This is a genomic window from Sinorhizobium psoraleae, from assembly GCF_013283645.1.
In the GTDB taxonomy this organism is placed as follows: domain Bacteria; phylum Pseudomonadota; class Alphaproteobacteria; order Rhizobiales; family Rhizobiaceae; genus Sinorhizobium; species Sinorhizobium psoraleae.
Genome location: NZ_JABEKV010000025.1, coordinates 1 through 12,522, shown reverse-complemented (window position 1 = coordinate 12,522; position 12,522 = coordinate 1). Strand labels below are relative to the sequence as shown.

Genomic DNA, 12,522 nt, shown 5'->3' with positions numbered 1-12,522 from the left:
GCAAATCGGTGCTCTCGTTAACGCGCCAAAATCGATCTAGTTCGCATTAGGTATTGGTCTGGCGAATACACACCCCAAGCGGTTCGCGGGCGTTGACGGTGATCGGACCTCGGCGACAAACAACGGATCGGCGCAGAAGTTGCTGAATTTCGAACGAACTCGGACAAAGCGGAAAGTCATTCGGTTGACTCCCTCGGGTTACGTGAGGAGTGAACCATGGCCGTCGCGGGGAGATTCGATTTGGCGAAGTGACCGCGCCGGGCGCGCGATCCGGCCGACTTCCGGAGAGCCCTGGCTAACTAGCCGGCCTTTGATGAGGTCGCAAGCTTCTTGAGGATCGTCGTCATCGTGGATCCGAGGATCCTATCCCGTAGGTCACGTCATCCAACAGGCCGCCGGTGCTTCCCGCTGTGATCCGCAGCAAGTTCCCGCGTGCGCGCCACCTTTCAACCGTCAGCGAATACGGAAGCGGCTCATGAAGTCGCCTTCCCACCACATCGGGAAATTGGTGCCCCATTTGTTGTTGTGGAGATTGAACACGAGCCCTCTCTCATATGCCGGTGGACGATCGGGGAACTGCATGAAGGGCTGTTCGAGCGGTCCCGCGAGCGGCGAGTCGAGCGGTTCGATCGTCAATTCCTCGCCGCCGGCAAGTGCTGCCCGCGCAGCAAAGATCGCCTGCAACCCTCCGCCACCCCGCCGGACGGTCCGCGCCGCCTCTTGCCAGAGCCCGGTCTTCAAAAATTCCCAGCCATGGGCACCCTTCGGCGTAATCTCGAGAAAACCCGCTTCCGGCATTCGGTTGGCGGGCTTGCCGCGCAGCACCACGGTGAGTTCCACACCGCCTCCCCACGGCTGCACGATATAATCCACCCGGGCGGCGGCACCCAATTGCTCCTGCGCTGCGCCGGAAAACCGGCAGGCGATCGCTAATCCGCCGCCATCCCTTGCAACGCCGATCAGTTGCGGCCTGAACGAAGCGGACCGCGCCGTCTGTGCCTGGCGGAGTCCCGGCTTGCCATGATCGAGGATAGCCCATTCCGGCCCGTCGGTGAGATAACTGTCCATGAACCGAGCCACATCGTTCGCGTCGTAGCTCTCGTAACGGTAGCCGAACAGCCGCCCGTTCCCTTCGAGCCGCCAGTTGCCCACGGCAAGCGCGAGGATGTCACCGGTCTCGGGATCGAATTCCACCTCCATGTCGTCGACCGCGACCTTCCCCGTTGGCGCCAACGGCTGGACGTCGATCGCAGCCGGCACCTCGGTCTCCCGAAGTGCGGCCTCCGCTCGTCTGCGGTCCTCCGTCGAAAGCACTTCGACCCCCTGGCCGAGATAGGCCCGCTGCTCGCCCCAGGACGCTTCGCTATAGCGGAAGCGGTAGTCGTCTTTCCGCGCCGCCTCGAAGGCCGGCCGGTCCCAGGCCGTTTCGTCGCGCAGGAACGTCTTGATATCGACGCCACAGGTGTGCTCGGCGATCAGCGTCAGTTTGCGCCCGAAGTCGCGCCGCGCCGGCGACAGCCCCTCCGCCCCAAAGACGTCGTAGAGCCGCTGCAAGGCCCGGAACCGCGCAATCTTTACCGGGTCGGCGGCAGCGCCGTGGATCCAGCTGTCCCCGAGCTCCATCTCCACCACTGGGAAGCGCTCGCGATGCTCCCACAGGAACGCGCCGTAGTCTTCAAGCGTGGCCGCGCGGATCTCGGCCTGCGGATGGCGGTGGCCCATCTCCCGCAGGACCTCCACCACCTGATGGATCTGCTGCGGGCCGATATTGTCGTTGGTGTGGGCAAAGCTCAGCCCTTCAGAAAGCCCTTCGGGCAGGTGCGTGGCGCCGTAGCTTTGCTGGTACATGACGACGATCTCCTCGCCGCCGGGAGCCCGCCATCGGAAGATCTCCGGAACGTCCGGAGGAGGACAGGCGGTGTTGACGCCGATATGCAGGAATTTCAGTCCGGCTTCCGCCATCAAGGGCACGATGCCGCGCGTATGACCGGGCACGTCGGTCATCTTGGCGGCGATTGTCTTCTTTCCAAAGCGCCGGTCGAGCTCGGCCGCATAGGAGAGCCCGGCCCGGAAAAGCGCGGGACTCATCAGTTCCGAATGGGTCGTGAACGGCAAGCCGTGCCAGCGGATCACCCCCTTCTCGATCGCCTTTTCGAGCCGCGCCACTTCCTCGGCGGAACGCGTGTTGAGGTGGTCCCAGATCAGCCAGGCGCCCGTCGTCCAGATGAACTTCGGGTTTTGCGGGTCTTCGGCATGAAAATGCTCACCCGTCGCGATCGCCTGCGGGATGAACCGCTCGTGGTAGAGCCGCCGCACGTTTTCCGCATGGTCCGTGAAGCCGATATCGAGGTGGGTCTTGAAGACCAGGTGGATGCGTCGAGCGGTCATGCCATGCCTTTTGTTTAGATCATTTCACTGTGAAGCAGTGAGATGATCCAACTCCTTGAAATTACGCAACTCCGGACGGAAAGCCGTTGCACGCTTATCCTGGAATTGCTCTAACCCACCGTGCCCCGCACCACGAGCCGCGTGCGCACGGTTTCGGAAAGGGCTGGTGCGGCCGGATCCTTCAGGCGACGCAGGATCAATCGGACGAGGGAGCGGGTGCGCGCCTCAAGATCCACCTTCACGGTCGTCAGGTTGTAGCTGCGCCAGTGCGACTGGGAGATGTCGTCGAAGCCGACCACCTTGACGTCCTCCGGCACGCGCCGTTTCAATTCGTAGCGCAGCGCGTCGAGCGCGCCGAAGGCGCTCTCGTCGTTGGCGGCGAAGATGGCGTCCGCCCCCTCGCCGACCCGGAAGAGATCGAGCGTGCCGGCATGGCCCGCATCGTAGCTGAAATCACCAGGGATGATGGTCGGCGGGTTCAAGCCTCGCCGCGCCAACAGCGCTTCCAAGGTCCTGCGGCGGGCCTGCTCGGCAAGAGAATCGCGCTTGCCGGAAAGATAGGCGATGCGCCGGCAGCCGTAACCGGCAAGCAGCGCCACCGCCTGTTCCATGCCCTCCCACTGATCGACATCGATCCGGTCATAGAGCGCCTCCGGCTCGGGAGCGCGCAAAGCATCCGCCGGTTCCTCGTCCATAAGGTAGTTGATGTAGATCGGCACGGCGCGGTCGAGGTAGCGGGTAAGGATGTGCGGACGCACATTCTCCGTGAAGGCGATCACCGAATCCGGATTAAAGCCGCGCATGTAAGCGAGCAGCGTCTCGTCCATGCTGAAATCCGTGCGTGTCTTGAAGAGCAGCGTGGCGAAGCCTTCGGCCTGGAGGGCCGTGGTGAGCGCATCGATCTCCTGGCTTTCCCAAGGGCTGCAGACGTCGGGCACGATCATGCCGACAAGGTGGGTGCGCCGGGTCACAAGCGCGCGCGCCGCACGATCGGGGACATAGCCCAGCTCCTCGGCAATCCGTAGGATGCTTGCCCGCTTTTCCGGCTTCAGCGGCGCGTCCGGATTGAAGGCGCGCGAAACGGCAGCCCGGGAGACCTTGGCCACTTCGGCCACCGTCTCCGCCGTGATGCGCTGCGGCGTCTCGTTAGGTTTGTTGGTCAAGCGATCGACCTAATTTTTCGGCAAGACTGAAATCGTGTTCACTATTATCCTTCCGCACGAGAACCAGACGGTCAAGCCCCGCACAGGTGATTCTGTGAAAATCTCCCTGTTTCTCAGGGATCCTAACGGCACGCATCTACGGGGGCGCACGCCGGCAGGTGAATTCGGCACAGTTCGGGTTGACGCCAAAATGAAAACGTGTTCACTTTTCAACACCGAGGGACGACGGCTATTGCCAGGCGGCCTCGCGTGGGCCGCGGGAGCCGGCCGAACCAATCGCGAAGGGAGGAAAATCGCGATGCGCATTCACCTGCATGCATTCTGGCTAAGTCTTGCCGCGGCGACGACGTTCGCCTCGCCGTCAATCTCCGCCGATCTTTCGATCACCTGCCGCTGCGTCGAGGGTGGCGTGAACTCCGAACTCGCAGCGTGGGTCAAGAAAAGCGTCATTCCGGGCTTTACCAAGATGAAGGGTGACGGGGTCAAAGTCACCCTCACCGAATTCGCCGGTTCCGACGAGCAGTTGACGCAGCAGCTCGCGCTCGACTTTTCCACCGGCGCCGGCCCTGATGTCGCTGGCTTCGACGGCTTTCTGATTCCCAGTTTCGTCGAAGGCGGGCTTTTGAAGCCGCTCGACGAGCTGGCGGGCGATGCCGTGACGAAATGGGATGGCTGGAGCCATATTACCGAGGGTGCAAAGGCACTGATGTCCTATCAGGGCAAGCCCTATGGCCTTTCGCTCGGCACCGATGTCCGCGTGATCTTCGTGCGCGCCGATCTCCTGAAGGAAGCCGGCATCGACCCCGCAGCCTGGCAGCCCAAGTCCTGGGCGGAACTGCTCGATGCCGCACGCAAGCTGAAGGCCAAGAAGCCCGACTCCTTCCCGCTGCAGATCAACGCCGGTGTGCCGATGGGCGAGGCCACGACCATGCAGGGCTACTGGATGGCGCTGCTCGGCACCGGCGAGCAGGTCACCGACGACAAGGGCCGTTATATCGTCTCGAGCCAGGGCATTCTCGATACGCTCAATCTCTACAAGACCGTTTATGTGGACGAGAAGCTCGGTGACCAGCGGGCGCAACTGTTGGGCGACGGGCGCAACCGCACCTTTGCGAACTTCCGCGACGGCAAGACCGCCATGCTTCTTGAAAGCGACTGGTTCTATCGCTCGGTCACTGCTCCCGGCTCCGAATTTGCGGTTGAAAATCGCGACCAGGTGGTGACCTGGGCGAAGATGCCGGCCAAGGAGCCCGGCAAGGGCATCCGCGGCCAGGACTTCGTGACCATCTCCGGCGGCACGGGCTTCGTCCTCAATCCCAATACGGATGAAAAGGAACTGGCCTGGGAACTGCTCGCCTTCATGAACAGCAAGGAACAGCTCGCCGAGTTCCAGAAGTACGAGCCGCGCATCCGCATTCGCGACGACGTGGAAATCGCGGACGCCCCCTTCCTTGCGGAAACTTCGCAGGCGCTGATGCCGCTCACCACCGCGCGGCCAAACGACGCCAAATACAATGCGGTTTCGGCCGAGGTCCAGCGCATGACCGAGGCGGTCGTTTCGGGCGAGTTGTCGCCGGAAGACGCGATGAGCCGCTATCGCGACGCCGTGATCCGGATCGTGGGCGAGGAAAACACCGTGAGCCTGCTCTAGATCGCGATGATTCTGGGCCGATCGACCCAAAATCATAAGCATGATCGATTCTAAAAGTTGAGAGCGGGATGCGGGCGGAAAACCGCATACACTTTTCCTCATCCCGCTCTAACGGACTGCGGTCGTCGCCCCGCATCCCGCATGGCAGACGTGACAATCCTCCGCGCATATGGGGTCGATGCCCCATATGCGCGGAAGCAGGAGGTCGGATGAAATCCTTTTCCCTTCTATCCCGCGGCACTGGGGTTGCCTTCCTCGCCCCGGCGGGGTTGCTGATCGGCGCGTTCGTCATCGCGCCGTTCTTCTGGGTCATCTATGTTTCCTTCACCAACCGCTCGCTCCTGGGCCGCACGGCGCTGGACCCGGATTTCGTGGGGCTCGCGAATTATTTCTCGCTCTTCGACGCAGCGACTTTTTTTACGCGCGGCGAATTCGGCTCCTCACTGATCCTTACCATCCAGTTCGTCCTCCTGTCGGCGGTCGTTGGCCAGGCCGCACTCGGCATGCTGCTGGCGTGGATGCTGCAATCGGTGCCGAAATCGCTGAAGCATATGACCGAGACGGTGGCGATCGGCGCGTGGATCCTTCCCGAGGTGGTGATCGCCTTCGCTTGGTTCGCCTTTCTGGACTACGAGAACGGCACGCTCAACATGATCATGGAAGCCTTGGGCTTCCCGCCGGGTGATTGGCTTCTGTCCTTTCCATTCTGGGCAATCGTCGTCTTCAACACCTGGCGCGGCACGGCCTTCTCCATGATGCTGTTCAACTCCGCCTTCTCCTCGATTCCGCCGAGCTACTTCCAGGCGGCGGACGTCGCTGGCGCCTCGAGCTGGCAGAAATTCCGCGATATCGGCCTGCCGCTCATCCGCGGCCATGTGGTGACCGATCTGATCCTCATCACCATGTGGAGCTTCAACGTCTTCACGCCGTTCCTGCTGACGAGCGGTGGACCGTCCTATCGCACCGAGATCCTGCCGATCTACACCTACCGCATCGCTTTCCGCGATTTCGATTTCGGCAAGGGCGCGGCGGTCGGCGTGGTCGTTATGCTGATCAACCTCGTCTTCGCGCTCTTCTATCTCTGGGTGATGCGCCGTCGCGCCAAGGGAGTCGTCGCATGACACGCTACCTCGGCCTCTACTTCACCCGCATCGGCTTCTCAGTGGCAACGGCGCTGATCGGGGTCTTCTTCGCGCTGCCGCTCGTCTGGTTCATCTTCGCGCCCTTCAACCCGCGCGCGGAGCTCGGCCTTTCCATTCCGGAGCCGTTCTCGCTTGCCAATTTCGAGACCGTCTTCCAGAACGGCTTCGCGATGCGGGGCCTCTGGAACTCCCTCGTCCAGAGCGTCGGCGGCGTCATTCTCGTGGGTGCGGGCGCCACCCTTGCCTCCTATGCACTGTCGCGCTCACCGATCCCCGGCAAGAGCGTCATCACCTACATCCTGCTGCTCTTCTCCTCCGTCGTATCGGGATCGGCGGCGATGGTACCGATCTTCCTCATCATCAACGGCATCGGGCTCATCGACACGCAGGTCGCGGTGATCCTAGTCTTCGCCGGCGGGCTTCTGCCGACCGCCATGTTCATCCTGCGCGATTTCATCGACAGCATCCCGAAGAGCTACGAGGAGAGCGCCATGGTGGCCGGAGCCTCGCCCGTCCAGGCCTTCTTCGACGTCGCTCTGCCGGTCATCCGCCCGGGCATCGTGGTCGTTGTCGTTTGGGCATTCGTCAGTATCTGGGGGAGCTTCCTCATCCCCTTCATACTGCTGCGCTCCAGCGAAACGATGCCCGCTTCGGTGGCGATCTATTCCTTCTATTCGGAGGCCGGAACCCCGATCGTCACGCTGCTCGCCGCCTACTCCCTGCTCTACTCGCTTCCCGTCGTCATTCTCTACCTGTTCGTGAGCTGGAAGTTCGGTTTCCGGTTCTTCGGCGGCATCAAGGCTTAAGGTTCCATGGCTTCCATACGCTTCAAAGGCATCACCAAGAAGTTCGGCGAGTTTGTCGCCGTGTCGGATCTCAACCTCGAAATGCATGACGGCGAATTTGTATGCCTGCTCGGCCCCTCCGGCTGCGGCAAGACGACGACCCTTCGCATGATCGCCGGCCTCGAGACGCCGACCTCCGGCCAACTGCTGATCGGCGACCGCGATGTCACCTTCCTGCATCCGAAGGACCGCAAGATCTCCATGGTCTTCCAGGATTATGCGCTCTATCCGCACATGAACCTCGCCGACAACATCGCCTACCCGCTGAAGGTGCGCGGAGAAGCGCAAGCCAAGCGCCATGCACGGGCCCGCGAAGTGGCCGATGTGCTGAAGATCGGCCACCTCATGGAACGCATGCCCTCGCAGATTTCCGGAGGGCAGCAGCAGCGTACCTCGCTTGCGCGTGCGCTGGTCTATCCGTCCGAGGTCTATCTCTTCGACGAGCCGCTCTCCAATCTCGACGCGAAGCTCAGGCTGGAGGCGCGCGGCTTCCTCAACCATCTGCAGCGCGACATGGGAATGACGGCGGTCTATGTCACCCACGACCAGGCCGAAGCCATGGCGCTTGCGACACGGGTTGCGGTGATGGACGCGGGCAAGGTGGTGCAATACGCGCCGCCGATGGAGGTCTACCGCCGGCCCGCCACGACCTTCGTCGCCAATTTCGTCGGCAGCCCGCCGATGAACCTTCTGCCCGTCGAGGCGATGATCGCCGATGGCGCGCTCCACCTGAAAGCGGAGAGGGTTTCCGTCGCGCCGCTGCCGGTCTCGCGCGCGGTCGCCGCGGCATTGAAAGGTAACAGCAAGCTGACCCTCGGCGTTCGCCCCGAGCATCTGTCGATCGCGCGCGGCGGTGAAGCAAACGCGATCTCAAACACGATCTCGGGCCAGCTCTTCGCCAATGAAAACATGGGCCCGGAGAAGCTGGTTACGCTCGAACGGGACGATGCCGCGCGCTTTACCGCCCGCATCTTCACCGACGACGTGATCGGGCTGGACGCGACCGTGACGCTCGGCTTTTCCTCCGAACACATCCACCTCTTCGATGCGGCCGGAGCTCGGCTTCCCATGTATGGGGAACCGGCCTGACATGCGCACGTGTAACCTGCATCTGACGCCGACCGACAAGGCACGCTCGCCCTATTTCTACGTGCCTTTCGACGTGCCCGCTAGCACGACGCGCCTCGACGTGACAATGCGTTACGAGGGCGCCGGCGACTGCATCATCGATCTCGGCTGCGCCGATCCGCGGCTTGGCGATTTCCCGAGCGAACATGGCTTTCGCGGCTGGAGCGGCGGCGCGCGCGACCGCTTCTTCGTGGCAACCGACGACGCCACGCCCGGCTATGTCCATGGCGAGATGCCGGCCGGCACCTGGCGCGTGATACTGGGGCTCTACAGGGTTCCCGAGCACGGCGTCGATGTCGAATTGACCTTCACCTTCGACGACGCGCCGCGCCTGCACACGCCGCAGCCGCAACGCCCGCGCCCCGTTCGTCAAGGGGCCGGCTGGTACAAGGGCGACCTCCACTGCCACACGTTCCACTCCGATGCGATGGGCAGCCCGGAACTCTTGCACGCCGCGGCGAGGCAGGCAGGGCTCGATTTTCTCGCCGTGGCCGACCACAACACCATCACCCAGCGGCGCTATTTCCACGCCCATTCCTCGCCGGAGCTCGTCTTCGTACGTGCCATGGAAGTGACCACCGACGAAGGCCACGCCAACGTCTTCGGCGTCGATGACTGGATCGACTTCCGCATGACCAGGCGCGAGGACGCGCACAGGCTGTCGCAGATCGTGCACGAGAAGGGCGGATTGCTCTCGATAAACCACGACAAGCCGACCATCCCCTGGGATTACGAGTTGCCGCGGATCGACTGTATGGAGGTCTGGCAGCAGGCTTGGTTTGCCCGCAACTGGATATCGCTTCGGCGCTACCAGGAGCGGCTCGCTTCGGGCTGGAAACTGTCGGCAATCGGCGGCAGCGACTATCACCAGCCGGCCCGATTGCTGCCGGAGGGGCCGTTGGTGCTCGCCCGTCCTACGACGGTTCTGTGGCTGCCGGAGCTGTCGGAAGATGCCGTGCTCGCGGCGATGAAGGCAGGGCACGGCTATGTTACCGAAAGCCCTCGCGGCCCGCATCTCGCCCTGACCGTCGACGGCGCGCCGATGGGTGCAACGGTTTCCGGCGGGCACTCCGAGGCGCATGTCATGGGCGCGCTCGGCGACGTCCTGGCCTGGTACGACGCCAGCGGTGAGATCGCGCGCATGCCGATCGACCGGGACGACCAGAGGCTCGTTCTCGAAGCCGCCCCGCAAGAGTTCCTGCGTTGCGAAATCTTGGCCGATGCCAGCCACGCCGCACTCGTCGAGGAGTTTCGCGCGGCGCTCGGTGATGGCCCCCTTCCCTGGGGCCTGACCGAAGCGGAGCTCGAGGCCGAGCCGCTGCGCCGCGCAATTTCCAATCCCCTTTATTTCGCTCCATAGGAGAGCCCGAATGCGCCTGTCCAACGCCCCGTGTTCCTGGGGCATTTTCTATCCCGACAATCCGCGCGTGAGCGCCTTGCAATATCTCGACGAGGTCGTGGCAGCCGGCTACCAGGGCACCGAACTCGGCCCCTACGGCTTCCTGCCCACCGATCCGGCGGCGTTGCAGGATGCCCTTGCCAGCCGCGGCCTGGAACTCGTCGGCACGGTTCACGTGCATACCTTCTCGGATCCTCTGAGCGGCCCGCAACTGCTGGCGAACGCAGAGAAGATCGGCAAGCTGCTTCATGCCCTCGGCGCGCGCTCCTTTACGCTCATGGACGAGGGCAACGCCTACCCGCCTCATGCGGTCGGCCGGCTCACCGATACAGAGCGGCGGTCGATGACAGCGATGCTGCGCGACGTCCAGGCGCTGCTCCTTGAAGAGTTCGATATCGCTCTCGCCTTCCATCCGCATGTGGCAACGGCGGTGGAGTTCGAAGAGCAGATCGACCGCCTGTTGCAGGATACGGAAATCGACCTCTGCTTCGATACCGGCCACCACGCCTTCTGGAATCAGGACCCGCTCGCCTACATGGGCAAGGTCTGGGATCGCATCGGCTGCATGCACCTCAAGAACGTCGACGCGACCGTGCGCCGACGCTTGCTCGCCGGAGACCTGAGCGTGCGCGAAGCCTTCGACGCGGGTATCATGTGCCCGCTGCCCGATGGCGTTGTCGATATCGCCGCGGTGGTCCGGATGCTGAAAGAGCGCCACTTCGCCGGCCCCGTGGTTGTCGAGCAGGATCATTTCGAGGTCATGAGCGTGGGCCCCGATCAACTTGCAAAGCGCAACGCCGAATTCCTGAAACCTCTTATCTAGGAGCAGTCGCCGATGCAGATTTCTGTCGGCCTGATCGGTCTGGGCGAGGTCGCCCAGCTCATGCATCTTCCCCTCCTTGCGGATCACCCCGGCTTCCGGATCGTCGGCGTCTGCGACGTCTCGCCAATGTTGGTCGAGGCCATGGGCGCGCGCTACGGCGCCCGTCTTCGCACCACCCGCGTCGAGGAAATGTTCGCGGCACCGGATATTGATGCGGTGTTCATCCTCGCGCCGGATTATCTGCATTCGGAGCTTCTCGGCAAAGCGATCGAAGCGAACAAGCATGTCTTCATCGAGAAGCCGGTCTGCCTCACGCGGCGCGAACTGCTGCCGCTCATCGAGCGCAACAGAAGCAATCCGAAGACCGTCTTCGTCGGCTACATGCGCCGTTACGCCCGGCCGTTTCTGGAGCTCAAGAAGCGCATGCCTCCCGCGAAGGAAATCCGCCATGTCCGCATCCGCGACCTGATCCGTGAATCGCGCTTCTTCGTCGACCAGACGCGCCACATCATGCGTGCGACGGACGTTTCCCCAGCCGTCACCGCTGAAGGCCGCGCGCGGACGCAGGCACTTGTGCGGGAAGTGATGGGCGAGGGTCGCCCTGATCATGCGGTGCGCGCCTATCAGGTGCTGACCGGATTGTCCTCGCACAGCTTTTCGGCAATGCGCGAGCTGCTAGGCCCGCCGAACGGCGTGGCGGCGGCGCGCCAATCGGGCGGAGAATCGCTAGTGGTGCTCTTCGACTACGGCCACTTCACCGCGGTTTACGAGGCGGTGATCCACGACGTCGCCCGCTTCGATTCCGGCATCGAAGTGCTGACGCAGAACCGGCAATACAGGATCAACTACGACACGCCCTATATCCGCAACCTGCCGACACGTCTCGAAATCACCAGTTCCACCGACGCGGAGACCGGCACCGAGATCATCGGGCCGTTTTACGAGGATGCCTTCCGGGTCGAGCTCGGCGCCTTCCATGACTGCGTGACGCAAGGGATACGCCCAAAGACCAATCTCGAGGATTCGCTTGCCGACCTTGAGCTCTTCGCTGAGGTCGGGCGGCAATTCTGAGGTCGCGCTTCCCACCGTCTCTGAACGCCTGTTCCGTCGACGCATTTTCGAGGCGTATCCTGCCCAGCGTTGGAAGGACGGCATCCGCCGCGGAAGGGACCTCTTCCACGAGATCAAGCTGCGCGGCTATACCGTTAGCCTCCGCAGCAGGAGCAGCTTGCCAACTGGCGGAGCACCGGCAGGGCAGCAATGCCGTTGTTCTGTCGCCGGCGCCCAAACCTGTCTCTGCATGAATGCCACCCGCATCCTGATCCAGCGACGGGCCACGTAATCTCGCCGGTCGTGGCCGCCACATTGTGCATGAAGCCGAGGGGAATGCTCTCCGCAGACCAAATCAGGAAGTTCGATGCCCTGCCCGCGATGCCCCCGTTCCCAGCGCGAGATCCGAAACGCTTCTGCGTCCGTTGCCGCGCAGCAGGGTCACGGTTCAAGTAGCCCCAAACCCAAATCTATAGGGGTACGGGACATTAGGCGGCTCGCCAAGGCTGTCCGAGATGACCCATGAGCTGGGTGCCTTCAGCGCCGGCATGGCGTAGCCGCCTCGCCGAAGAGTTGTTGGCGCTGTTCCCTTGAGAGCGCCCGCCATACCGGCTTCGTGGTGTACAGTTCGACCTTAGTGAGTCAGATCGATCTAATCGGCTTGAACCGTATCTAACCAGAGACCAGTGAATGGAGGCTTAGCTGCCTTTGTGATTCCAAGGATTTACGACGGTAAGTCCTGCCGCTTCAAAGGGGCTTGTATCACGCGTCGCTATGATAAATCCTTTGGAGGCGGCAATGGCGGCAATATATCCGTCGGGCGTCGGGAACCCCTTGCCGACCGCTCGGGCCTTCACGGCCAGGTCGGCAAAATGCCGAGCTGCGCAAGCTCGCCCGGTTCTCCCATGTGCGCCAATCGATCATCGAGCGGAT

At 62.8% G+C, this 12,522-nt stretch carries 9 protein-coding genes and 1 pseudogene; 7 read left to right on the top strand and 3 right to left on the bottom strand.

Translation table 11 applies throughout. The features are described from left to right. Positions 1–453: 453 nt before the first annotated feature. The gene (locus tag ILFOPFJJ_RS33975; RefSeq protein WP_173514776.1) at positions 454–2,388 is read right to left on the bottom strand and encodes a DUF5054 domain-containing protein; all 1,935 of its coding nucleotides are present in this window, start codon (positions 2,386–2,388) and stop codon (positions 454–456) included. Between the two features lie 110 nt (positions 2,389–2,498). Further along, positions 2,499–3,551, bottom strand: coding sequence for a LacI family DNA-binding transcriptional regulator (locus ILFOPFJJ_RS33970; protein WP_173514775.1), 1,053 nt, complete (start codon positions 3,549–3,551; stop codon positions 2,499–2,501). A 298-nt stretch (positions 3,552–3,849) separates the two neighbouring features. Here ILFOPFJJ_RS33970 and ILFOPFJJ_RS33965 point away from each other — a divergent pair, with 298 nt between their 5' ends. The 7 genes from ILFOPFJJ_RS33965 (at position 3,850) to ILFOPFJJ_RS33935 (ending at position 11,610) form a co-directional block, all read left to right on the top strand. After that, complete coding sequence (locus ILFOPFJJ_RS33965) at positions 3,850–5,202, top strand: extracellular solute-binding protein (protein WP_173514774.1); 1,353 nt, start codon at positions 3,850–3,852, stop codon at positions 5,200–5,202. Positions 5,203–5,411: 209 nt separating this feature from the next. After that, positions 5,412–6,323 carry a carbohydrate ABC transporter permease gene (locus tag ILFOPFJJ_RS33960; RefSeq protein WP_173514773.1) on the top strand — a complete coding sequence of 304 codons (912 nt, stop codon included), beginning with the start codon at positions 5,412–5,414 and terminating at the stop codon, positions 6,321–6,323. Further along, a complete protein-coding gene (locus tag ILFOPFJJ_RS33955) occupies positions 6,320–7,150 on the top strand; it encodes a carbohydrate ABC transporter permease (RefSeq protein ID WP_173514772.1) in 831 nt (276 codons plus the stop codon). The genes ILFOPFJJ_RS33960 and ILFOPFJJ_RS33955 overlap by 4 nt, the downstream gene beginning before the upstream one ends. Before the next feature lie 6 nt (positions 7,151–7,156). Next, complete coding sequence (locus tag ILFOPFJJ_RS33950) at positions 7,157–8,278, top strand: ABC transporter ATP-binding protein (RefSeq protein WP_173514771.1); 1,122 nt, start codon at positions 7,157–7,159, stop codon at positions 8,276–8,278. Position 8,279: 1 nt separating this feature from the next. Then, complete coding sequence (locus tag ILFOPFJJ_RS33945) at positions 8,280–9,677, top strand: CehA/McbA family metallohydrolase (protein ID WP_173514770.1); 1,398 nt, start codon at positions 8,280–8,282, stop codon at positions 9,675–9,677. A 10-nt stretch (positions 9,678–9,687) separates the two neighbouring features. Then, positions 9,688–10,539: a sugar phosphate isomerase/epimerase family protein gene (locus ILFOPFJJ_RS33940; RefSeq protein WP_173514769.1), complete on the top strand. Its 852-nt coding sequence runs from the start codon at positions 9,688–9,690 to the stop codon at positions 10,537–10,539. Between the two features lie 12 nt (positions 10,540–10,551). Further along, a complete protein-coding gene (locus tag ILFOPFJJ_RS33935; RefSeq protein ID WP_173514768.1) occupies positions 10,552–11,610 on the top strand; it encodes a Gfo/Idh/MocA family protein in 1,059 nt (352 codons plus the stop codon). A 677-nt stretch (positions 11,611–12,287) separates the two neighbouring features. Here the strand turns inward: ILFOPFJJ_RS33935 and ILFOPFJJ_RS35860 are convergent. Then, positions 12,288–12,473, bottom strand: a pseudogene (locus tag ILFOPFJJ_RS35860) (PIN domain-containing protein); the annotation flags it as partial. Between the last annotated feature and the right edge of the window lie 49 nt (positions 12,474–12,522).